23 protein-coding genes and 2 riboswitches are annotated in these 21,868 nt (G+C 72.2%); of the genes, 12 read left to right on the top strand and 11 right to left on the bottom strand.

Going from position 1 to position 21,868, the window contains the following annotated elements; translation table 11 throughout:
* Window positions 1–1,053: ATP-dependent DNA ligase (locus DZF91_RS17550; protein ID WP_117358533.1), on the top strand; the 1,053-nt coding region annotated here is incomplete at its 5' end.
* A gap of 62 nt (window positions 1,054–1,115) precedes the next feature.
* On the opposite strand, the gene DZF91_RS17545 is transcribed toward DZF91_RS17550, so the two are convergent.
* Window positions 1,116–1,973, bottom strand: coding sequence for a hypothetical protein (locus DZF91_RS17545; protein WP_117358532.1), 858 nt, complete (start codon window positions 1,971–1,973; stop codon window positions 1,116–1,118).
* A 94-nt stretch (window positions 1,974–2,067) separates the two neighbouring features.
* On the opposite strand from DZF91_RS17545, the gene cds1 reads away from it, so the two are divergent.
* Window positions 2,068–3,165 carry an L-cysteine desulfhydrase Cds1 gene (gene cds1 / locus DZF91_RS17540; protein WP_235834368.1) on the top strand — a complete coding sequence of 366 codons (1,098 nt, stop codon included), beginning with the start codon at window positions 2,068–2,070 and terminating at the stop codon, window positions 3,163–3,165.
* An 88-nt stretch (window positions 3,166–3,253) separates the two neighbouring features.
* Here cds1 and DZF91_RS17535 read toward each other — a convergent pair whose 3' ends face one another.
* Window positions 3,254–4,549 carry a M50 family metallopeptidase gene (locus DZF91_RS17535; protein ID WP_199486707.1) on the bottom strand — a complete coding sequence of 432 codons (1,296 nt, stop codon included), beginning with the start codon at window positions 4,547–4,549 and terminating at the stop codon, window positions 3,254–3,256.
* Window positions 4,550–4,842: 293 nt separating this feature from the next.
* Window positions 4,843–5,538, bottom strand: coding sequence for a FadR/GntR family transcriptional regulator (locus DZF91_RS17530; protein WP_235834370.1), 696 nt, complete (start codon window positions 5,536–5,538; stop codon window positions 4,843–4,845).
* A 251-nt stretch (window positions 5,539–5,789) separates the two neighbouring features.
* On the opposite strand from DZF91_RS17530, the gene DZF91_RS17525 reads away from it, so the two are divergent.
* The 8 genes from DZF91_RS17525 to DZF91_RS17490 all read left to right on the top strand — a co-directional run bounded on the left by DZF91_RS17525 (window position 5,790) and on the right by DZF91_RS17490 (window position 15,529).
* Window positions 5,790–7,310 carry an amino acid permease gene (locus tag DZF91_RS17525; protein ID WP_235834367.1) on the top strand — a complete coding sequence of 507 codons (1,521 nt, stop codon included), beginning with the start codon at window positions 5,790–5,792 and terminating at the stop codon, window positions 7,308–7,310.
* Between the two features lie 8 nt (window positions 7,311–7,318).
* Window positions 7,319–8,665: a glutamine synthetase family protein gene (locus tag DZF91_RS17520; RefSeq protein WP_117358530.1), complete on the top strand. Its 1,347-nt coding sequence runs from the start codon at window positions 7,319–7,321 to the stop codon at window positions 8,663–8,665.
* Between the two features lie 136 nt (window positions 8,666–8,801).
* Window positions 8,802–10,160 (top strand): aldehyde dehydrogenase family protein, encoded by a 1,359-nt coding sequence (locus DZF91_RS17515; protein WP_117358529.1) that lies wholly within the window; start codon window positions 8,802–8,804, stop codon window positions 10,158–10,160.
* Between the two features lies 1 nt (window position 10,161).
* Window positions 10,162–10,926 carry a 3-oxoacyl-ACP reductase gene (locus DZF91_RS17510; RefSeq protein WP_117358528.1) on the top strand — a complete coding sequence of 255 codons (765 nt, stop codon included), beginning with the start codon at window positions 10,162–10,164 and terminating at the stop codon, window positions 10,924–10,926.
* A gap of 81 nt (window positions 10,927–11,007) precedes the next feature.
* A riboswitch (glycine riboswitch) is annotated at window positions 11,008–11,105 on the top strand.
* A 4-nt stretch (window positions 11,106–11,109) separates the two neighbouring features.
* A riboswitch (glycine riboswitch) is annotated at window positions 11,110–11,197 on the top strand.
* Between the two features lie 82 nt (window positions 11,198–11,279).
* The gene (gene gcvT / locus DZF91_RS17505) at window positions 11,280–12,380 is read left to right on the top strand and encodes a glycine cleavage system aminomethyltransferase GcvT (protein WP_117358527.1); all 1,101 of its coding nucleotides are present in this window, start codon (window positions 11,280–11,282) and stop codon (window positions 12,378–12,380) included.
* Between the two features lie 21 nt (window positions 12,381–12,401).
* Window positions 12,402–12,791, top strand: a complete 390-nt coding sequence (gene gcvH, locus DZF91_RS17500; protein ID WP_117358526.1) for a glycine cleavage system protein GcvH — start codon at window positions 12,402–12,404, stop codon at window positions 12,789–12,791.
* 56 nt (window positions 12,792–12,847) lie between these two features.
* Window positions 12,848–14,086 carry a serine hydroxymethyltransferase gene (locus DZF91_RS17495; RefSeq protein WP_117358534.1) on the top strand — a complete coding sequence of 413 codons (1,239 nt, stop codon included), beginning with the start codon at window positions 12,848–12,850 and terminating at the stop codon, window positions 14,084–14,086.
* Between the two features lie 69 nt (window positions 14,087–14,155).
* Entirely contained in the window at window positions 14,156–15,529 is a 1,374-nt protein-coding gene (locus DZF91_RS17490) for an L-serine ammonia-lyase (protein ID WP_117358525.1), read from the top strand.
* A 15-nt stretch (window positions 15,530–15,544) separates the two neighbouring features.
* On the opposite strand, the gene DZF91_RS17485 is transcribed toward DZF91_RS17490, so the two are convergent.
* The 3 genes from DZF91_RS17485 to DZF91_RS17475 are packed head-to-tail and all read right to left on the bottom strand — an operon-like array spanning window position 15,545 to window position 16,830.
* The gene (locus DZF91_RS17485; protein ID WP_117358524.1) at window positions 15,545–15,799 is read right to left on the bottom strand and encodes a DUF397 domain-containing protein; all 255 of its coding nucleotides are present in this window, start codon (window positions 15,797–15,799) and stop codon (window positions 15,545–15,547) included.
* A 6-nt stretch (window positions 15,800–15,805) separates the two neighbouring features.
* Window positions 15,806–15,994 (bottom strand): DUF397 domain-containing protein, encoded by a 189-nt coding sequence (locus tag DZF91_RS17480; protein ID WP_117358523.1) that lies wholly within the window; start codon window positions 15,992–15,994, stop codon window positions 15,806–15,808.
* Window positions 15,985–16,830, bottom strand: coding sequence for a helix-turn-helix domain-containing protein (locus DZF91_RS17475; RefSeq protein WP_158587966.1), 846 nt, complete (start codon window positions 16,828–16,830; stop codon window positions 15,985–15,987). The genes DZF91_RS17480 and DZF91_RS17475 overlap by 10 nt, the downstream gene beginning before the upstream one ends.
* 115 nt (window positions 16,831–16,945) lie before the next feature.
* Here DZF91_RS17475 and DZF91_RS17470 point away from each other — a divergent pair, with 115 nt between their 5' ends.
* Together DZF91_RS17470 and DZF91_RS39865 are read left to right on the top strand one after the other, a co-directional pair.
* The gene (locus DZF91_RS17470; RefSeq protein WP_158587965.1) at window positions 16,946–17,335 is read left to right on the top strand and encodes an ATP-binding protein; all 390 of its coding nucleotides are present in this window, start codon (window positions 16,946–16,948) and stop codon (window positions 17,333–17,335) included.
* Window positions 17,332–17,502 carry a hypothetical protein gene (locus tag DZF91_RS39865; protein WP_158587964.1) on the top strand — a complete coding sequence of 57 codons (171 nt, stop codon included), beginning with the start codon at window positions 17,332–17,334 and terminating at the stop codon, window positions 17,500–17,502. Before DZF91_RS17470 ends, DZF91_RS39865 begins: the two co-directional genes overlap by 4 nt.
* Here the strand turns inward: DZF91_RS39865 and DZF91_RS17465 are convergent.
* The 5 genes from DZF91_RS17465 to DZF91_RS17445 form a co-directional block, all read right to left on the bottom strand.
* The gene (locus DZF91_RS17465) at window positions 17,499–17,951 is read right to left on the bottom strand and encodes a winged helix-turn-helix transcriptional regulator (RefSeq protein WP_117358520.1); all 453 of its coding nucleotides are present in this window, start codon (window positions 17,949–17,951) and stop codon (window positions 17,499–17,501) included. The two genes, DZF91_RS39865 and DZF91_RS17465, sit on opposite strands and share 4 nt — an antisense overlap.
* 95 nt (window positions 17,952–18,046) lie before the next feature.
* A complete protein-coding gene (locus tag DZF91_RS17460; protein ID WP_117358519.1) occupies window positions 18,047–19,207 on the bottom strand; it encodes a thiolase family protein in 1,161 nt (386 codons plus the stop codon).
* A 394-nt stretch (window positions 19,208–19,601) separates the two neighbouring features.
* Window positions 19,602–20,408 carry a maleylpyruvate isomerase family mycothiol-dependent enzyme gene (locus DZF91_RS17455; protein WP_117358518.1) on the bottom strand — a complete coding sequence of 269 codons (807 nt, stop codon included), beginning with the start codon at window positions 20,406–20,408 and terminating at the stop codon, window positions 19,602–19,604.
* Window positions 20,409–20,477: 69 nt separating this feature from the next.
* Window positions 20,478–21,056 (bottom strand): alkaline shock response membrane anchor protein AmaP, encoded by a 579-nt coding sequence (gene amaP, locus DZF91_RS17450; RefSeq protein ID WP_117358517.1) that lies wholly within the window; start codon window positions 21,054–21,056, stop codon window positions 20,478–20,480.
* 3 nt (window positions 21,057–21,059) lie between these two features.
* Window positions 21,060–21,689 (bottom strand): DUF6286 domain-containing protein, encoded by a 630-nt coding sequence (locus DZF91_RS17445; RefSeq protein WP_147341188.1) that lies wholly within the window; start codon window positions 21,687–21,689, stop codon window positions 21,060–21,062.
* Between the last annotated feature and the right edge of the window lie 179 nt (window positions 21,690–21,868).

Here is a 21,868-nt window from a genome sequence, read left to right as displayed (position 1 = left end):
GCGCTCGCGGACGAGGCCGCGGGCGGCGGGCCGGCCGCGCTGCGCGCGTTCGTGCTGGAGGTCGGGCGTCCGGTGCGGCCGATGCTCGCCGCGTCCGCGCCGACGGTCGCCGACGCGCTCGCCAAGATCGACGGACCGGCGGCGGTGGAGTGGAAGCTCGACGGCATCCGCGCCCAGATCCACGTCCGCGACGGCGAGGCGCGGGTGTTCACCCGCACCCTCGACGAGATCACGGACCGGCTGCCGGAGGTCACCGCCGCGGTGCGCGAGCTGCCCGTCCGGGACGCGGTGTTCGACGGCGAGCTGATCGCGCTGCGCGACGACGGCCGCCCGCACCCCTTCCAGGTCACCGCCGCGCGGACGGCCACCCGCACCCGCGGCGACGGCCCGCGGGTCCCGCTGTCGCTGTTCCTGTTCGACGTGCTGCGGCTGGACGGCGTCGACCTGCTCGACCGTCCCGACGCCGACCGGCACGCGGCGCTCATCGGGGCGGTCCCGGCGGCGCTGCTGATGCCCCGCACGGTCACCGCGGACGTCGCCGAGGCCGAGAAGGTCTTCGCGGACGCGCTCGCGCTCGGGCACGAGGGCGTCGTGGTGAAGGCCCCCGGCACGCCCTACGCGGCCGGACGGCGCGGCGCGGGCTGGATCAAGGTGAAGCCGCGGCACACCCTCGACCTGGTCGTGCTGGCCGTCGAGTGGGGCAACGGCCGCCGCCGCGGCTACCTGTCCAACCTGCACCTCGGCGCGCGCGACCCGGAGACCGGCGGGTTCGTGATGCTCGGCAAGACCTTCAAGGGCCTCACCGACGAACTGCTCGCCTGGCAGACCGAGAAGCTGCGCGCGCTCGCCGTCCGGGAGGACGCGCACATCGTCCACGTCCGGCCCGAGCTCGTCGTCGAGATCGCCTTCGACGGCCTCCAGACGAGCCCCCGGTACCCGGCCGGGCTGGCGCTGCGGTTCGCCCGCGTTCTGCGCTACCGCCCCGACAAGAGCGCCGCCGAGGCCGACACCATCGAGACCGTCCGAGCCCTGGCCCCCGAGGTCTCCGACTGACCCCAGGCCGCAGCCGACAGGCTGAACGGCGCGCAGCGGCCTCAGGGCCGGGGGCGGTGGGGTCAGGGTGGGGGGCGGCGGCGGGGGCGGCGGTCGGAGACGGCGGGGTCGCCGGTGCGGCCGGTGGCGGAGCGGCGGCGGCGCGCCTCGGGCGGGATGAGGTCGTGCCGTCCGGCGATGAACTCCTGGATCCAGATCTTGGCGCGGATGATCGGCCGCCGGTAGCGCTCCTCGCGCCGGACGGCCCGCCGGTACTTGCGCGAGCCCGGCGCGTACAGCCAGCGCGACCAGGGCGAGCCGGGCCGCGCCACCCGGATCGCGCCGAACACCAGCAGCGCGGGCACGAACAGGCCGAGCAGGCCGGTCCAGATCTTGCCCTTGAGCAGCGCGACCACCGCGAGCCCGAGGTTCGCGGTCACCGACGCCACGTAGACCACCAGCAGCACCGGGCGGGTGACGTCCTCGCTCGGCTGGGGCTGCTGGATGCCGGTCAGCCCGAGCGGGTGGACGCCGAGCAGCAGCAGCCCGGTCACGGCGATCGCGACGAACACCGCGTCCACCGAGGCGCGGCCCTTCTCCGTCCAGTAGACGTCCTGCAGGTGCAGGATGAGCGCGAACTCGTCCAGCACCAGGGCCGCGCCCATGCCGAAGACGCCCGCGGCGACGACGTTCGGCCACGCCCGCGCCTCCGGCAGCGCGAACCCCGCGACGCCGCCGAGCAGCATCAGCACCACGCCGAACACCACGTGGTGGATGTGCACGTCACCGGCCTTGACGTTGCGGAACCACCAGCGCACGTTCGCGCGGATCAGCCGGACGTTGACCCGGGTGAAGACGAACGTGACGATGAACGCCACGAAGAAGCAGAACAGCGGCAGCCGCCCGGTCTCGACGATCCGCCGCGTGAAGAAGTCGGCCATGCACCCCCCGTATCCCCATCATGCCCCGTGATCTGCGGCGATATCGTGAGACGGCAGGATGATCAATGAAGATCACATCCGAGGGGAGCGCACCGTGAGCCGCAACGTGGAGCACGTCGACCCGGTCTGCCGGGTCTGGATCGCCGAGGCGGTCCGGAAGGTCGAGGCCGACGCCAACCGCAGTGCGGACACGCACCTGCACGTCTTCCCGCTCCCGCCGGAGTGGGGCATCGACCTGTACCTCAAGGACGAGTCGGTCCACCCGACCGGGTCGCTGAAGCACCGGCTGGCCCGCTCGCTGTTCCTCTACGGCCTGGCGAACGGCTGGATCCGGGAGGGCACGACGATCATCGAGGCGTCGTCCGGCTCGACGGCGGTGTCGGAGGCGTACTTCGCGCGGCTGCTCGGGCTGCCGTTCGTCGCGGTGATGCCCGCGTCCACCAGCCCGGAGAAGATCGAGCTGATCGAGTTCTACGGGGGCCGCCCGCACCTGGTGGAGGACCCGACGACGATCTACGCCGAGTCGCGGCGGCTGGCCGCCGAGTGCGGCGGGCACTTCATGGACCAGTTCACCTACGCCGAGCGGGCCACCGACTGGCGGGCCAACAACAACATCGCCGCGTCGATCTTCGAGCAGCTCGAGCTGGAGCGCTACCCCGAGCCCGCCTGGATCGTGGTCGGCGCGGGGACGGGCGGCACGTCCGCGACGATCGGGCGGTACGTCCGGTACCGGCGGTTCCAGACGCGGGTCGCGGTGGTGGACCCGGAGGGCTCGGCGTTCTTCGGCGCGTTCCAGGACGGCGACACCTCCCGCACCGCGCCCGGCTCGCGGATCGAGGGCATCGGCCGGCCGCGGGTCGAGCCGTCCTTCCTGCCGACCGTGATCGACCGCATGATCCAGGTGCCGGACGCGGCGTCGGTCGCGGCGATGCGCTGGACGAACGAGGTGACCGGCCGCAACACCGGCGGCTCCACCGGCACGAACATGTGGGGCGTGTGCGAGCTGATCGCCGAGATGCGCCGCACCGGGCAGCGCGGCAGCGTGGTCACCCTGATCTGCGACGGCGCGGAGCGGTACCGGCACACCTACTGCTCGGACGCGTGGCTGGCCGAGCAGGGCCTGGACATCGCCCCCTACCTGGCGGCGCTGCGCGACTTCGTGAAGACCGGCGAGATGCCCGTTGGGATCTGACCGTCGCGGGTAGGACGGGTGGACGGCCGCGGGTCCGGCGCGGATGGGCGGCGGGCCCGCGGTCCCCACGTCCCGCGCGGCGCGCGGGTCAGCCGCTGAGCTTGATGGGGTTGACCAGGTCGGCGTAGATCAGCAGGCCGCCCATGACGATCAGCACGGCCGCCATCACGTAGGTCACCGGCAGCGCCTTGGCGACGTCCACGTAGCCGGGGTCGGGACGGCGGGTCAGCCGCGCGAAGCCCTTCTTCAGCGCCTCCAGCAGCGCGCCCGCCATGTGGCCGCCGTCCAGCGGCAGCAGCGGGATGAGGTTGAACAGGCCGACGGCGAGGTTCAGCGAGCCGAGCAGCCCGATGAACGCGCTGACCTTCTGCAGGGTGGTGAGGTTCTTGGACGCGGCGACCTCGCCGCCCATCCGGCTCACCCCGACGACGCCGACCGGGCCGTTCGGGTCGCGCTTCTCGTCGCTGAACGCCGCCTTCCAGATGCCGACCATCTTCTGCGGCATGTTCACCAGCGCCTGGACGGTGCGCCCGGTCATGTCGCCCATGGTGCTGGCGACCGCGCCCGGGCCCGTCCGGACGAACGGCTCGGTGGGCGTGATGCCGAGGAAGCCGACCTCGACGGTCTTGTCGACGTTGTCCAGATCGACCATCTTGTTGCGGATGATCGGGGCCGTGGCGCGGATGTCGTGCCCGTCGCGGCGGATGTCGAGGGTGACCGTCCGGCCCGCCGAGTCGCGGATCAGCCGCTGCAGCTGGCCGTACGAGGTGATCTTGTGGCCGTCGAACGCGGTGATCCGGTCGCCGGCCCGCAGCCCGGCCTGCGCGGCGGGCGTGAGCGGCGCGCTCGGGGGGCACTCGGTGACGGTCTGGCCCGCGCTCACCACGCACTTGGACACCGACTGGACCACCGGCTGCGGGGTCTGCCGCCCGATCCCCATCAGCAGGATCGAGAAGAACAGCACCGCCAGGACGAGGTTCATGGCCGGGCCGCCGAACATGATCAGCAGCTTCTGCCACCACTTCTTGGAGTAGAACACCCGGTCCTCGTCGCCGGGCCGGACCTCCTCCAGCGCCGCGCCGCGGGCGTTCTCGATGAGCCCCTGCCACGGGCCGGTGGACACCTGCCGCACCTGGCCGGGCGCGTCGCCGCGGCGCGGCGGCAGCATCCCGATCATGCGGATGTAGCCGCCGAGCGGGATCCACTTGACGCCGTACTCGGTCTCACCGCGCCGGAAGGACCACATCGTCGGGCCGAACCCCACCATGAACTGCGGCACGCGCACGCCGAACAGCTTGGCGAAGCTCATGTGGCCCAACTCGTGCAGGGCGATCGACACGAGCAGGCCGAAGAACAGGATGAGCACCCCCGCCAACCAGAACACGCTTCCCCGTCCTCCCGGTGATCTCCAGCAACCCACCCAGGGTACGTCAGAAGGCCGTGGCCGACCCCGTACAACGCCATACCCCGCCGGGTGGGGACATCCCCGGCCCCCGCACCGCGTTGATCAGGCGAGGCACCGCGGCGGTCAGGCGAGGCACCGCGGCGGTCAGGCGAGGCACCGCGGCGGTCAGGCGAGGCACCGCGGCGGTCAGGCGAGGCACCGCGGCGGTCAGGCGAGGCACCGCGGCGGTCAGGCGAGGCACCGCGGTGATCAGGCGAGGCACCGCGAGGTGGTCAGGCGAGGAAGCCGCGCAGGAGGGCGGCGGTGCCGTCCAGGTGCTCGGCGACGGCCCGGCGGGCGGCGGCGGGATCGCCGGCGAGGACGGCCCCGGCGATGGCCTCGTGCTGCGCGGCGGCGTGCGCGATGTTGGCGTCCAGCACGGGGATCGCGTTCAGCAGGTCGGTGACCCGCATCCGCGCGTCCGCGCAGGCGGCCACGAGCGTGGGCGAGCCGGTCAGCTCGGCGATGGTCAGGTGGAAGAGGGTGTCGAGGCGCCGGTAGTCGTCCGGCCCGGCGGCGTTGAGGTCGTCCAGCCGGGCGCGGAGCAGGGCGCGCCGCCCGGCGGTCAGGGGCGTGGACGCGGCGATCTGCGCCGCGCCGGTCTCGACGGCGAGCCGGAAGGTCAGGGTGTCGTGCAGGTCGTCGCCCATCGCGATGAGCGCGCGGCGCAGGTCGGTCCGCTTCGGGCGCGGTCGCCGGTAGGTGACGAAGGTGCCGCCCGCCCGTCCGCGCCGGGACTCCACGTACCCCTCCTGCGCGAGGACGCGGATCGCCTCGCGCAGCGTGACCCGGCTGACGCCGAGCAGCGGCGCCAGCTCGCGCTCGGGCGGCAGCCGCTCGCCCCGGTCCACCACGCCGAGCTTGATCGCCTGGAGCAGCCGCTCGACGGTCTCCTCGAACGCGTTGCCCGCGCGGACCGGCCGGAACACCGCCTCGCTGAGCGGCGTCCGCGCCGTGTCACCCCCCGGCGTCCGCGCGGGGCCGTCCGGCGCGGGGTCGTCCGGGGCCGTGCGCGGGCGGTCGTCCGGCGGCGTGCGGCCGGTCGCGATCTCCTCCACAGGCCCCACGGTACCGGCGGATTCTTCGGTCCCCGCCCCTTGACGGGACGCCCCGCAGAATCATTAATGGTCTGACATTAGCCCGTTTACCGACGGGCGCCGACCCCGCGCGAGGAGGCGCCGTGAGCCTCGACGAACACGCCCCGACCCTCTCCGACGACGAACGACGCCTGCACGAGCTGGGGTACGCCCAGGAGCTGCGGCGGTCCATGTCCGGCTTCGCCAACTTCGCGGTCTCGTTCACGATCATCTCGGTGCTCACCGGCTGCCTCACCTCCTACACGATCGGCCTCAAGGGCGGCGGCCCGGTGGTGATCACCTGGGGCTGGCCCGCCGTCGGCGTGATGACGCTGCTGGTCGCGCTCGCGATGGCCGAGGTCTGCTCCAGCTACCCGACCGCGGGCGGCCTGTACTACTGGGCCGCCAAGCTCGCCCCGCGCAACGCCGCGGCCTGGTCCTGGTTCACCGGCTGGTTCAACTTCACCGGGCAGGTCGCGGTAACGGCCGGGATCGTCTACGGCTCGGCCGCCTTCCTGAACCCGCTGCTGGACGACCGGTTCGGGTACGCGGTGTCGCCCGGCCACACGTTCCTGCTGTTCGCGGTGCTGCTGGTCGTGCACGCCCTCGTCAACCAGTTCGGGGTCCGGCTGGTGGCGCTGCTGAACGGCGTCAGCGTGTGGTGGCACGTCATCGGGGTCGCGGTCGTCCTCGGGGTGCTGGCGTTCAAGCCGTCCCACCACCAGAGCGCGGGGTTCGTGTTCACGAAGTTCGTGAACCAGACGGGCTGGCAGTACGGGTTCTACGCCGCGCTGATCGGGTTGCTGCTGTCGCAGTACACGCTGACGGGGTACGACGCGTCCGCGCACATGACCGAGGAGACGCACGACGCGGCCCGCTCGGGGCCGCGCGGCATCGTGAACTCGGTGCTGATCTCGATCGTGGCGGGCTGGCTGCTGCTGCTCGGCATGACGTTCGCGATCGGCGACTACGCCAAGGCCGCCGCCGAGGGGCCCGCCCAGATCTTCACGTCCGCGACCGGGCGGTCCCTCGGGGACGTGCTGATCATCATCTCGTTCGGCGCGCAGTTCTTCTGCGGGATGGCCTCGGTGACCGCCAACTCCCGGATGATCTACGCGTTCTCGCGGGACGGCGCGCTGCCCCTCTCCGGCGTCTGGCACCGCATCAACGCGCGCACCCGCACCCCCACCAACGCGATCTGGCTCGCCGCGGCCTGCGCGTTCGTGCTGGCGCTGCCCGCGCTGTGGAACTACACCGCCTACCTCGCCGTCACGTCCGTCGCCGTGATCGGGCTCTACATCGCCTACGTGATCCCGACGTTCCTGCGGCTGCGGCAGGGCGACGCGTTCGAGCGCGGCCCGTGGCACCTCGGCCGCTGGAGCCGTCCGATCGGGACGGTCGCGGTGCTGTGGGTCGTGCTGATCTCGGTGCTGTTCATGCTGCCGCCCGCCGATCCGATCACCACCGACAGCTTCAACTACGCGCCGGTCGCGCTCGCGGCCGTCCTCGGCGGCGCGGCGCTGTGGTGGGTGCTGTCGGCGCGCCGCTGGTTCACCGGGCCGAAGGTGCAGGGCAGCGCCGAGGAGCTGGCCGCCATCGAGGACGAGCTGAAGGGGATCGGGTGAGCGCCCGCATGGACCTGGACGAGCTGCGCGACGAGGCCGCCGCCGGACGGATCGACACCGTCGCCATCGCGATCGCGGACATGCAGGGGCGGCTCCAGGGCAAGCGGCTGTCGGCGCGGTACTTCCTGGACGAGGTCGCCCGGCACGGCTCGGAGGGCTGCGACTACCTGCTCGCCGTGGACGTGGACATGAACACCGTGGACGGCTACGCGATGTCGTCCTGGGAGCGCGGGTACGGCGACTTCGTGATGCGGCCCGACCTGGCGACGCTGCGGCGGCTGCCGTGGCAGGAGGGCGCGGCGCTCGTGCACGCCGACGTCGGCCGGCCGGACGGCTCGGACGTCGCGGCGTCCCCCCGGCAGATCCTGCGCCGCCAGCTCGACCGGCTCGCCGAGCGCGGCTGGACGGCGTTCGCGGGCACCGAGCTGGAGTTCGTCGTCTACACCGACAGCTACGAGGACGCCTGGAACCGCGGGTACCGCGACCTCACCCCGGCGAACCAGTACAACGTGGACTACTCGCTGCTCGGCGGGGCGCGGGTCGAGCCGCTGCTGCGGCGGATCCGGCTCGCGATGGAGGGCGCGGGCATGTACGTCGAGTCCGCCAAGGGCGAGTGCAACCTCGGGCAGCACGAGATCGCCTTCCGCTACGCCGACGCGCTGACGACCTGCGACAACCACGTCCTGTACAAGACCGGCGCCAAGGAGATCGCCGCGCAGGAGGGCATGGCGGTCACGTTCATGGCCAAGCCGAACGAGCGCGAGGGCAACTCCTGCCACATCCACCTGTCGCTGCGGGACGCCGACGGGCGGCCCGTCCTCGCCTCGCCGGACGGCGAGCACGGCCTGTCGGACCTCGGCCGGGCCTTCGTCGCCGGCCAGCAGGCCCTGATGCCGGACCTCACCCTGCTCTACGCGCCGACGATCAACTCCTACAAGCGGTACCAGCCCGGCTCGTTCGCGCCGACCGCGATCAAGTGGGGGCCGGACAACCGGACCTGCGCGCTGCGCCTGGTCGGGCACGGGCCGTCCCTGCGGATCGAGAACCGGACGCCCGGCGGCGACGTGAACCCCTACCTGGCCGTCGCCGGGATGGTCGCGGCCGGGCTGCACGGCATCGACCACGGCCTGCCGCTGGACGAGCCGTACACGGGCAACGCCTACGCCTCCGACGCGCCCGCGGTCCCCCGGTCGCTGCGCGACGCCGCCGCCCGCTGGTCGGCGAGCGCCGCCGCGGCCGACGCCTTCGGCAAGGAGGTCGTGGAGCACTACGCCAACTACGCCCGCGTGGAGCTGGACGCCTTCGACCGGGCCGTCACCGACTGGGAGTTGTTCCGCGGCTTCGAACGCCTGTGACCGCGAGCGATGTGACTCCGAGACATGTGACTCCGCAGCCCGCGACTGCGAAGCCCGCGACTCCGACTGTGACTTCACCGAGGAAAGGGGCCCGCCGTTGCCCGCGAACGCCGGTTCGGACGGGAGAGGTGCGCGCTTGGACCTGGTCAACCCCGCGACCGAGGAGATCATCACGTCCGTGGCGATGGCGTCGGTCCCCGAGACCGACCTGGCCGTCCGGCGGGCGCGGCGCGCGTTCGACGGCTGGCGGCGGGTCTCCCCCGGCGACCGGGCGCGGCTGCTGCGGCGCTTCGCCGAGCTGGTGGACGACCACGCCGGGGAGCTCGCCGGCCTGGAGGTGGCCGAGGCCGGCCACCCGGTCGCGCAGGCCCGCTGGGAGGCCGGGAACCTCCGCGACGTCCTGCACTACTACTCCGCCGCGCCCGAGCGGCTGACCGGGCGGCAGATCCCGGTGCCGGGCGGGCTGGACGTCACGTTCCACGAGCCGCTGGGCGTGGTCGGGCTGATCGTCCCGTGGAACTTCCCGATGCCGATCCTCGGCTGGGGCCTGGCCCCGGCGCTGGCGGCCGGGAACACGGTGATCGTCAAGCCCGCCGAGGCGACGCCGCTGACCGCGCTGCGCGTCGGGGAGCTGGCGCTGGAGGCCGGCCTGCCCGCCGACGTGGTGACCGTCCTGCCCGGCGAGGGCCCCGTCGTGGGACGGCGGCTCGCCGAGCACCCGGACGTCGCGAAGATCGCCTTCACCGGCTCCACCCGCGTCGGGCGGGAGCTGATGGCGGCGTGCGCGGCGGGCGTCAAGCGGCTCACCCTCGAACTCGGCGGCAAGAGCGCCAACATCGTCTTCGCGGACGCCGACCTGGAGAAGGCCGCCGCCACGGCCCCCGGCGCGGTCTTCGACAACGCCGGGCAGGACTGCTGCGCCCGCTCCCGCATCCTCGTCCAGCGCCCCGCCTACGACCGGTTCATGGAACTGCTCGAACCGGCCGTCCAGGCCGTCGCCGTGGGTGATCCCCTGGACGAGGGGACGCAGGTCGGGCCGCTGATCACCGGCGCGCACCGGGCCCGCGTCGCCGGCTACGTCCCGGACGGCCCGCTGGTGGCGATCCGCGGCCGGGCCCCGTCCGGCAAGGGGTTCTGGTACCCGCCGACCGTCCTGGCCGGGGACGGCGTGACCGACCTGCCCGCCTGGCGCGAGGAGGTCTTCGGGCCGGTCGCGGTCGTCGTCCCGTTCGAGGACGAGGCCGACGCCGTCCGGATCGCCAACGACACCCCGTACGGCCTGTCCGGGTCGATCTGGACTCGCGACGTCGGCCGCGCCTTCCGGATGTCCCGGGCGGTCGAGGCGGGGAACCTGTCGGTCAACTCCCATTCCTCGGTCCGCTTCTGGACCCCGTTCGGCGGCTTCAAGCAGTCCGGCCTCGGCCGCGAGCTGGGCCCGGACGCCCTGGCCGCCTTCACCGACACCAAGAACGTCTTCGTCTCCACGGAGGAGTAGCGTGCAGCGATTCGAGGGCCGCACCGCCGTCGTCACCGGCGGCGCGAGCGGCATCGGCCTGGCCACCGTCCGGCGGCTCGCCGCCGAGGGCGCGCGGGTCGTCGTCGCCGACCTGGACGAGGCCGGCGGCCGGAAGGCGGCCGAGGAGACCGGCGGGCTGTTCGTCCGGACCGACGTCACGTCGGAGGACGACGTGCGGGCGCTGTTCCGGGCCGCCCACGACGCCTACGGCCGGATCGACGTCGCGTTCAACAACGCGGGCATCTCCCCGCCGGACGACGACTCGATCCTGGAGACCGGCCTGGACGCCTGGCGCCGCGTCCAGGAGGTCAACCTGACCAGCGTCTACCTGTGCTGCAAGCACGTGATCCCGTACATGCGGGAGCAGGGGAAGGGGTCGATCATCAACACGGCGTCGTTCGTCGCGGTGATGGGCGCGGCGACCTCGCAGATCTCCTATACCGCGTCCAAGGGCGGCGTGCTGGCGATGTCGCGGGAGCTGGGCGTCCAGTTCGCCCGCGAGGGCATCCGCGTCAACGCCCTCTGCCCCGGCCCGGTCTCGACGCCGCTGCTGCGGGAGCTGTTCGCCAAGGACCCGGAGAAGGCGGCCCGGCGGCTCGTCCACATCCCCGCCGGGCGCTTCGCCGAGCCGGAGGAGATCGCGGCGGCGGTCGCGTTCCTGGGCTCGGACGACGCGTCCTTCGTCACCGCGTCGGAGTTCCTGGTGGACGGCGGCATCTCGGGCGCCTACGTGACCCCCCTCTAGATCGACATCCTCCCCGGTGGACAAAGGGAACAACTCGGCTGGTAGGCGGTCTGGGCGCGCTGGTACATTGCGGGCAGCCGTTGATCCCGCGCGGGAGAGTGCCCCCGTCGCCAGCGGTGGCCGCCGAAGGAGCAACTCCTCCCCGGAACCTCTCAGGCCCCACGGACCGCGCGGACCAGGCGACCTCTGGAAAGCGAGGGCGTCCCGCGCCCTCCGCCGAAGGTGAAAGCCCCGCGCCCCGGGGTGAAACTCTCAGGCCCGATGACAGAGGGGGAGGCACCGAGCCGCCCGGTGCGCGAGTGGGACCATTGACGGGAAGTCCACGCGCGCCCCGCGACCAAGGAGCCAGACCCATGTCCGCCGATCCGACTCCGAAGAAGACGCCGCTCTACGACGTCCACGCCGCGCTGGGCGCGAACCTCGTCGACTTCGCGGGCTACCTCATGCCGCTCCGGTACGCGAGCGAGACCGCCGAGCACAAGGCCGTCCGGACCGCCGCCGGGCTGTTCGACCTCTCCCACATGGGCGAGATCTTCGTCACCGGGCCGCAGGCCGCCGCCGCCCTGGACGCCGCGCTGGTCGGCAACATCTCCCCGATGGCCGTCGGCAAGGCCCGCTACACCATGATCTGCCGGGAGGACGGCGGCGTCCTGGACGACCTGATCGTCTACCGGCTGGCCGCCGAGACCTACCTGGTCGTGGCCAACGCCGCCAACGTCTCGGTCGTCCTGGACGCGCTGACCGCGCGCGCCGAGGGCTTCGAGGCCGAGGTGGACGACCGGTCCGCCGCCTACGCGCTGATCGCGCTCCAGGGCCCGGACGCGCAGGACATCCTGCTGCGCTTCACCGACGCGCCGCTCGCGGACCTGAAGTACTACGCCATCCTGTCCGGCGTGGTGGCCGGGGCGGACGCGCTGATCGCCCGCACCGGCTACACCGGCGAGGACGGCTTCGAGCTGTTCGTCGCCGCCGCCGACGCGGTGAAGCTGTGGAACACCCTGGCCGAGGTCGAGGGGGTCGTGCCGGCAGGGCTGTCGGCGCGCGACACCCTGCGCCTGGAGGCCGGGATGCCGCTCTACGGCAACGAGCTGACCACCGAGACCACGCCGTTCGAGGCGGGGCTCGGCCGGGTGGTGAAGTTCGAGAAGAACGGGGACTTCGTCGGGCGGTCGGCGCTGGCCGCGCGTGCGGAGGCCGCCGCAGGCCGTAGGCTCGTGGGACTGGTGGCCCGCGGGCGGAGGGCGCCCCGCAAGGGGTACGCGGTCGTCGGCCCGGACGGCACGCCGTGCGGGGTGGTGACCAGCGGCGCTCCGTCGCCCACACTGGGCAGGCCGATCGCCATGGCCTACCTGGACGCCTCGGTCCCCGAGGGCACGTCCGAGCTGGCCGTGGACGTCCGCGGCCGGCACGAGCCGGTCGACGTCGTCGCCCTGCCTTTCTACAAGCGTTCCTGAAACCCTGGAGAGAGAACAACCGTGAGCGTTCCGGAGCAGCTCCGTTACAGCGAAGAGCACGAGTGGGTCGCCGGCCTCGACAACGAGGACGGCATCGTCACCGTCGGCATCACCCAGCACGCCGCCGACGCCCTCGGCGAGATCGTCTTCCTCGAGCTCCAGCCGGGCGAGGGCGAGACGGTCGAGGCCGGCGAGAGCTGCGGCGAGGTGGAGTCCACCAAGTCCGTCAGCGAGCTCTACTCCCCGGTCACCGGCGAGATCACCGCGATCAACGCGTCGGTCATCGACGAGCCCAAGGTGATCAACGACGACCCGTACGGCGAGGGCTGGATCTTCAAGGTCAGGATCACCGACGAGCCCGGCGACCTGCTGGACGCCGACGCCTACAACAAGCTCACCGAGGAGTCCTGACCGTGGCCTCCCCCACGTCGAACCCGTCCTCGCACCCGTCGTCGCACGACGCGCCGCTGGCGGAGGTCGATCCGGAGGTCGCCGCCGCGGTCGCCGACGAGCTGCACCGCCAGCAGTCGACCCTCGAGATGATCGCCTCGGAGAACTTCACGCCGGTCGCGGTGCTGGAGGCCCAGGGGACGGTCCTCACCAACAAGTACGCCGAGGGCTACCCGGGCCGCCGCTACTACGGCGGCTGCGAGTACGTGGACGTCACCGAGCAGCTCGCCATCGACCGGGCCAAGGCCCTGTTCGGCGCCGAGTTCGCCAACGTCCAGCCGCACTCGGGCGCGCAGGCCAACACGGCCGTGTACTTCGCGCTGCTGGAGCACGGCGACACGATCCTGGGCCTGGACCTGGCGCACGGCGGCCACCTGACCCACGGCATGCGGCTCAACTACTCCGGCAAGGTCCTCAACGTGGTGCCCTACCACGTCCGCGAGGACGACGGCCGGGTGGACATGGACGAGGTCGCGCGCCTCGCCGGGGAGCACCGGCCGAAGATGATCGTGGCGGGCTGGTCGGCCTACCCGCGGCAGCTCGACTTCGCCCGGTTCCGCGAGATCGCCGACTCGGTTGACGCGCTGCTCATGGTGGACATGGCCCACTTCGCGGGCCTGGTCGCCGCCGGGCTGCACCCCTCGCCCGTCCCGCACGCCCACATCGTCACGACGACCACGCACAAGACCCTCGGCGGTCCGCGCGGCGGCCTGATCCTGGCGAAGGAGGAGTACGGCAAGAAGATCAACTCGGCCGTGTTCCCCGGCATGCAGGGCGGCCCGCTGGAGCACGTGATCGCCGCCAAGGCGGTCGCGCTCAAGGTCGCGGCGTCGGAGGAGTTCGCCGACCGGCAGCGCCGCACCCTGGAGGGCGCCCGCATCCTGGCCGAGCGGCTGCTCGGCGACGACGCGGCGAAGGCCGGCGTGAAGGTGCTGACCGGCGGCACGGACGTCCACCTGGTCCTGGTCGACCTGGTCGACTCCGAGCTGACCGGCCGGGACGCCGAGGACCGCCTGCACGACATCGGCATCACCGTGAACCGGAACGCCGTCCCGAACGACCCGCGTCCGCCGATGGTGACGTCCGGGCTGCGGATCGGCACCCCGGCCCTGGCCACCCGCGGCTTCGGCGCCGACGACTTCCGCGAGGTCGCGGACGTCATCGCGCTGGCGCTGCAGCCGTCGTTCGACCGGGCGGCGCTGGCCGCGCGGGTGAAGGCCCTGGCCGACAAGCACCCGCTGTACCCGAACCTGTGATCGACGCGCCCCCGTCCGCCCACGGCGGGCGGGGGCGCGCACGCGCTACAACGGAGTAGCAGAACCTTCATGGCTATCAGCGTCTTCGACCTTTTCAAGATCGGCATCGGGCCGTCGTCCTCGCACACCGGGGGCCCGATGGCCGCCGCGCACCGGTTCGCGCGCGGCCTCGAGCAGGACGGCCTGCTGGCGCGGACGGCGTCCGTCCAGGCGGTGCTGTACGGCTCGCTCGGCCTGACCGGCAAGGGCCACGGCAGCGACAAGGCCGTCATGCTCGGCCTGGAGGGCGACAAGCCCGAACTGGTGGACGTGGACACCGTGGACGAGCGGCTGGCGCGCGTCCGCGAGACGAAGACCCTGAACCTGTTCGGCTCGCACCAGGTGCCGTTCGTGGTCGGCGAGCACCTGGTGTTCGAGCGCAAGATCTCCCTGCCGGGCCACCCGAACGGCATGCGCTTCACCGCGTTCGACGCCGACGGCGAGGAGCTGCGCGCCAAGGTCTACTACTCGGTCGGCGGCGGGTTCGTCGTGGACGAGAACGCGACCGGCGCGGACCGCATCAAGGCCGACGACACCGTCCTGCCCTACCGCTTCGACTCGGCCGCCGAGCTGCTGGAGCTCTGCCACGAGACGGGCCTGTCGGTCTCCGCGCTGATGCTGGAGAACGAGAAGGCGTTCGGCCGCTCCGAGGCCGAGATCCGGGCCGGGCTGGTCGAGCTGTGGCACGTCATGCGCGCCTGCGTGGACCGCGGCTGCTCCCGCGAGGGCCTGCTCCCCGGCGGCCTGAAGGTGCCGCGCCGCGCGCCCCGGCTGCACCGCAAGCTGGTCGCCGAGAAGGCCACCGACCCGCTGCACGCGATGGACTGGGTGACCCTGTTCGCCCTCGCGGTGAACGAGGAGAACGCCGCAGGCGGCCGGATCGTCACGGCCCCCACCAACGGCGCGGCGGGCATCATCCCGGCCGTCCTGCACTACTACGACCGGTTCGTCCCGGGCGCGGACGACGAGGGCGTCGTGCGCTTCCTGCTGACCGCCGGGGCGGTCGGCGTCCTGTTCAAGCAGAACGCCAGCATCTCCGGCGCCGAGGTCGGCTGCCAGGGCGAGGTCGGCTCGGCCTGCTCGATGGCCGCCGCGGGCCTCGCCGAGGTCCTCGGCGGGTCCCCCGAGCAGGTCGAGAACGCCGCCGAGATCGGCATCGAGCACAACCTGGGCCTCACCTGCGACCCGGTCGGCGGCCTCGTCCAGGTCCCCTGCATCGAGCGCAACGCCGTCGGCGCGATCAAGGCGATCAGCGCCGCCCGCATCTCCCTGCGCGGCGACGGCAAGCACTTCGTCTCGCTGGACCGCGCCATCAAGACCATGAAGGACACGGGCCGCGACATGCTCGACAAGTACAAGGAGACCAGCCGAGGCGGCCTCGCCGTCAACGTCATCGAGTGCTGACCGGCGGCCAGGGCGCTACCGCCCCCTGACCGCCGCAAGCACGGCCCCGAACCCTTTCCGGCTCAACACAAGAACCCCACCGTCAGGGTCCTTACTGTCCCGAAGCGCAACAGCACTGGACGCGTCGGCCACCTCAACACAGTTGTCGCCGATCTCATTGCTGCGGGAAGCCTTACGCCACGCGCCAGGGGCGGCACTGACCTCCACGCACTCGCCGCCATTGGGACCGCTGTGGCTGCTGCGCCGCCACTCGCGCCAGCTCTGAGGCATCGTTGGTCACCCCCTCCGCTTCACGGAGTCCACGAGATCACGGAGGCCGACCGGGCCGAGCTGGAGAACTCCGCCCTCAGGATTCTTGCTGTCTCGCAGTGCCGCCCAGCCAGGCATGCTGGCGACCTCGACGCACTTGTCGCCGATTTCGTCACTGCGGGAAGCCTTACGCCACACCACTCGGCTCAGGTCCATCTCTCCTCAATCACCTCTCTGATCCGCGTGCGCGACTCGACGACGTTGAGGGACATCGCCTGCAAACGCGAGAAGGTCTCGCACACCATGGCGAGATCTTCCGGGTCCTTTGACGTCTCTCCGCCATACGCCTTTTTTGTGTACACTAGCTGCTTTTGATCAGCTTGCGTAGCCACCCCAAAGGATGTCCACAGGTTGCGGACGTAGATCGGCGGAAGTATCTGGAGGCAGATGTTTTCCGCCTGCGACAACTCGTACAGGAATTGGAGCTGTTCACGCATGATCTCGTTCGAACCGACCTTGCGGTAGAGGACGCTCTCGTCCAGTACGGAGTAGATGGACGGCGGAGGGGTGCGGGTCAGGAGACTCTGCCGCTGCATGCGCGCCCGCACGTCGTCCTCGTCCTTGAGCAGGACGCGCGCGTACGCCTCGGTCTGGAACAGGCCGTCGACGATGCGCTGCTCGAACGAGCGCAGTGAACTCGCCGTTGCCTCGGCGTGCGGGTAGTTGCCGAAGGCCGCCGGATACCGGGCCGCCTTGATCGCTTGGAGCAGGTCGTCCCATGCCGTGATGACCGCCGTCCCACTGTGCAGTGCACGATCGAGCCGCTGGGCGAAGTCGCGACGGCACCGTGTATTGCCCAGCTCGACCTGGGTGATGTACGTGCGCGCGACATTGGTGAGCGTGGCGAGTTCTCGCTGCTTGAGTCCTGCGGAGAGGCGCAGGCGCTTCACTTCTTCGCCGAAGGCGATCAACTCGGGGACGTTCTTCTGTGGGGGCATCTCGTCCTCTCCTGATGGCAGCGACGCGACAGTGAACGTCACTGTGTTGTTCACACCGTGCGGTTGACGCGTAACGCTACGCCACCTCGTGGCTGGATGAGTCACATTCAGCAACTCTGCGTGAGGGAAATCGCGAGGGACGTACATGACCAGGGAAAACGATCAGTGCGTGGCTGCGGCGGCCGGGGTCGTGGTGGAGGCGTGCGAGGAGTCCGTCAAGGAGGTGCGGGAGTTCGTGGGCGGGTGGTTCGGCGCGCACCACTACTCGTCCGACCTGGCCTATCTCGCGAGGACGGTCGTCACCGAGCTCGTCACCAACGCGCTGCGGCACGCCTGTGACCCGGGTGACCCGATCACCGTGCGGGTGATGCTCTCGGACGCGGGGCCGGTGATCGAGGTGGAGGACGGCTCGGACGCTCAGCCCGTCGTCCAGCCGCTCACCCTGGACGAGACGTCCGGGCGGGGGCTGGCCATGGTCGAGCTGATGACCCTGGCCTGGGGCGTCCGCGCGCGTGGGGGTGGCGGCAAGGTCGTGTTCGCCGTGCTGGACGCCGGGTGACCGGGCGCGCGCTGCTCCTGCGCCTGCTGCGCGACGCCTTTCCGGACTGGGAGGTCTTCGTGGACGACCGGTCGGTCTGGCGTGCGACGGGTGTCGTGCTCGTCAGCGCCTCGTCCGCCGAACTCCTCGCCGACGTCCTTCTGGAGGCCGAGAGCCGGTTCCGTTAGGAGGTGGGGCGGACGCCTCGGCCGTGGGGGGAGTGGGCGCCCTCGCGAGCGGGCTTGCCGCAGGCGGCGCAGACGACCTCGGGGACGAGGTCGGCGCCGCAGGAGTGGGTCCACACGACGGGCGGGTCGTCCTGGTTGATGTGGCGGTCGCCCCACTTGACCAGCAGCATCAGGACGTCGCCCAGCTCGCGTCCGGCCTCGGTGAGGTGGTACTCGTACCGGACCGGACGGTCGCTGTACCGCTCGCGGTAGAGGATCCCCGAGCGTTCGAGTTTGCGCAGGCGCGCCGTCAGGATGTCCCGGGACGCGCCGGTGTTGTGGGCGATGCCGTCGAAGCGCCGGACGCCGTGCAGGAGTTCGCGGACGACCAGGATCGACCAGCGTTCGCCGATCAGTTCCATGGTGTCGGCGATCGAGCAGGGCCTCGGGTCGGCCTCCTTCGGCGGCATGCCCCTCATGCTATTTCCCTTCCGGTCAGGTCCGGGGCCGCGCGGCGGCCTCCGGGGGGCAGGCCGCGCGTTACGAACGAGCGTCCCCTCAGAGGTCAGAGGCGTTCGATGATGGTGGCGTTCGCCAGGCCGCCCGCCTCGCACATGGTCTGGAGGCCGAAGCGTCCGCCGGTGTCCTCCAGGGCGTGCAGGAGGGTCGTCATGATGCGGGCGCCGCTCGCGCCGAGCGGGTGGCCGAGGGCGATGGCGCCACCCCGGACGTTGGTCCTGGCCGGGTCGGCGCCGGTCTCGCGGAGCCAGGCGAGGACGACCGGCGAGAACGCCTCGTTCACCTCGAACAGGTCGATGTCGTCGACGCCCAGGCCGGAGCGGGACAGGGCCTTGGCGGTCGCGGGGATGATCGCGGTGAGCATCAGCAGCGGGTCGTCGCCCGCGACGGCGAAGGTGTGGAAGCGGGCGCGGGGGCGGACGCCGAGGCGTTCGGCGGCCTCGCGGCTCATCACCAGCACGGCGGCGGCGCCGTCGTTGATCGGGGACGCGTTGCCCGCCGTGATGTTCCACCCGATCTCCGGGAAGCGCTCGGCCGCCGCCTCGTAGTAGTAGGCGGGCTTCAGGCCGGCGAGGACCTCGGGGGTGGTGGCCGGACGCACCGACTCGTCGCGTCCGGGCCAGGCCAGTTCGCGGTCGAAGGCGCCCTCCTCCCAGGCGGCGGCGGCGCGGCGGTGGGAGTCGGTCGCGAAGGCGTCCAGCTCGGCGCGGGACAGCTTCCAGCGGGCGGCGATCAGCTCGGCGCTGATGCCCTGGCCGACCAGGCCCTCCGGGTAGCGCTCGCCCAGCATCGGGCCGAACGGGTCGCTGCCGGGCAGGACGGCCGAGCCCATCGGGACGCGGGACATCGACTCGACGCCGCACGCGATCGCCACGTCGTAGGCGCCGGAGATCACGCCCTGTGCGGCGAAGTGCAGGGCCTGCTGGGACGAGCCGCACTGCCGGTCCACGGTCGTGGCGGGGACGGACTCGGGGAACCCGGCGGCGAGGACGGCGTTGCGGGTGAGGTTGAGGGCCTGCTCGCCGGCCTGGGTCACGACGCCGCCGATCACGTCGTCCACGGCGGACGGGTCGACGCCCGCGCGCTCGACCAGCGCCTTCAGGGTGCGCGCGAGGAGGTCCACCGGGTGGTCCCCGTGCAGCGCGCCGTTCGGCTTGCCCCTGCCGATCGGGGTCCGGACGGCTTCGACGATCACCGCGTCACGCATGGTTCTGCCTCCTCGGTTGGATTTCCCAACCCAAGAGTGGCGCCGTCAGTTGGATTTTCCAACCCACTGCGGCCGTGGGCCGCGTCACACGCGGGAACGCCCGGGGCGACGAGGTCGTCCCGGGCGTCCGGACAGTGCGAAATACGGGTCGCGTCCCGGAGGTCATGGCGGTTGGGCACGGCCTCCGGTCCGCTCGGGCCGCTCAGTGGAAGGGGCCCGTCGAGAAGTGGTCCAGAATGCGCCTCCCTCGGTCGAAGGGCTCCCGCGGGGAGCCGACGGTCACCTGGTGTTCAAGCAAGCGCGCGCACCTCCACTTCGCCTTCGACGTCAGCGGGTACCCCTTACGTTAGACACCAGATGGGTGATTTTGGGGATGACACGGACAAAGCTGTCGTCAAGGTGCCAGAGCCATCGCCCCGAGGACGCGTCCGGCGAGCACCTCGTCCCCATGGACCTCCACCGTCACCTCCGCCGCGCCCCGGCGTCCGGTCACCAGGCACAGGAAGGTCTCCCAGTCCATCCGCAGCACGGTCGCGTCCTCCCCGGGCGCCTCGGCGAACGCGCCGTGCCCGTCCGGGCCGACGGTGACGTGCCGGGTGAACGCGACAGGACCGGTGACCTCGAACGTCACGGACGTTCCGGGAGCCGCGGCGGCGCGCTTGGCGACGATCATCGGCAGGCCGCGCTCGACGATCCGGAGGGTCCGCTCGGCCGCCGGAGCGTCCAGGTTGCCCGGACGTCCGACGGCGCGCCGGATGTCCTGCTCGTGCGCCCAGCAGTCGAACGCGCGGAACGCCATCAGCTCGGTGTAGGTGCCCTCGCGGCCGATGGGGAGCATCGCGGGCCGGTCGGGGTCGATCGCCGGGAGCAGTTCCATCCGCCGGTCCAGGACGGCGCGCAGCTCCGCCAGCACCCGCGGGCCGGGCGTGCCGCGCCGGTGGTCCACCGCGGGCTCCATCGCCCGGCCGAGGTCGTTGCGCACGTGCGGCGGGTCCTCCGGGAGCGTGTGGCCGGGCGCGGGGTCCTCGCCCACCATCAGCGTCTCGACGCCGACCAGGTGCGACACGATGTCCTTGACCGTCCACCCGGGCAGCTCGGTCGGCCGGTCCCAGTCCGCCTCGCCGAACGTCTCCGCCAGGGCGATCGTCGATCGGACGGTCTGCTCGAACGCCGCCACGTTCCCTGCCATCTCTTCGCTCATGGCAGCGCATCATCGCGCAAACCGGACGCGCCGTCATCAGCCCGGGGGCGGGCGCTGCATGGGGCGGAGTCACTCGACGGTGCGGCGTTCGTCCCCGGTGACCAGGCGCAGGCGGACGACGGCGGGCACGCGCTCCAGCTCCAGCGTGTGCCGCAGCCGCGCGAACGCCGAGTCGCGGATGCGGTCGCGCAGTTCGAGCAGGTCGGCGCGGCGGTCGTAGGCGACGTTCACGCGCACCGCCGGCGCGGACGGCTTCCCCGACAGCCGCACCCGCGCCGCGTGGACGCCGGGGACCCGCTCGATGTCGTCCTGGAGGGCCGTCGCGACCGTCCCGGCGGGGACGATGGTCCTCCCGGTGTGCTCGTCCTCGTCGAGGACGACGCCGCCGATGCGGTCGGAGCGGCCCTGCGCGAGCAGCCAGGCGATGCCGATGATCGCGAGGAGGACGGCCAGGGCGGCGACGACGGGCCAGTACCAGCCGTGCGCCGTCGCGAAGTGCCGCGTCTGCCCGCTGAGGACGGGCTGGTGCGCCCGCGCGCTCCCGAACGCGCGCAGCCCGAGCGCGAGGCCCGCTCCCCCTGCGGCCGCCAGCAGCAGCCCGGTCAGGACGAGCAGGACGCGGTTGAGGCGCGCGGCATGGCGGTCCATCGCTCATCCCTTCCTGGTCAGCGGCTTCACCACGACCTTGTACCTCGCCAGCGGCCGGATCTCCTCCAGCCGGCCCGCGACCGATCGCCTGACCTGCTCGGACACCGCGTCCACCGCGTGCGCCGGGCAGTGGACGTACACCTTCACCCGGTGCCGCCTCAGCGTGACCTGCGCGCGCGACGCGTCCTGGACGTCCTCGGCCGCGGCGGCCAGGGCGTTGCGGAACCCGCCGCGCGTGACCGCCATCGCCAGGTCCCGGTCGTCGCCGCGCAGCGGGACCACCCTGGGCCGTCCGGGGATCAGCCCCGCCAGCAGGAACCACAGGCCGACCAGCACCAGTCCGGCGCTGATCGCGAGCACGCCCCAGTGGGTCCAGGACGTGTGCCGCATCCAGTCCGCCACCCGCGTGTACGGCACGAGCCGGGCCGGATGCCCGGCCACCCCCGAGACCACCTCGATGGCGGTGATCGTCCCGGCGGCGGTCAGCAGCACGGCCGCGACCAGCGAGGTGACGATGCGGCGCGGCCGGAACGCCGAGCGCGCCGCGCGCGCCGCCGCCGTCCCCTTCCCCGCCGACGCCTGCGCCGACGCGGACGTGCGCGAAGCCGGCCACCGGCCGGCGTGCGTGGTCATCGCGAATCCCTTCTTCCGTGGCGTCCCGTCACAGGACCCGCCTCCGTCCGGACGAATGCGCCCGCGCGCCGTCCGCTCCGTGCGTGCCGTGCGCGCCCTGCGTGCGGCCGTGCGCGCCCTCCGCGCCGCCGTGGGGCCCGTCCGCGCCGGGGCGTTCGCCGCCGAACCGCGGGTCGCCG

It is taken from the genome of Actinomadura logoneensis, assembly GCF_003428695.1.
Classification (GTDB): Bacteria; Actinomycetota; Actinomycetes; order Streptosporangiales; family Streptosporangiaceae; genus Spirillospora; species Spirillospora logoneensis.
This window is presented reverse-complemented; position numbering and strand designations above follow the sequence as displayed.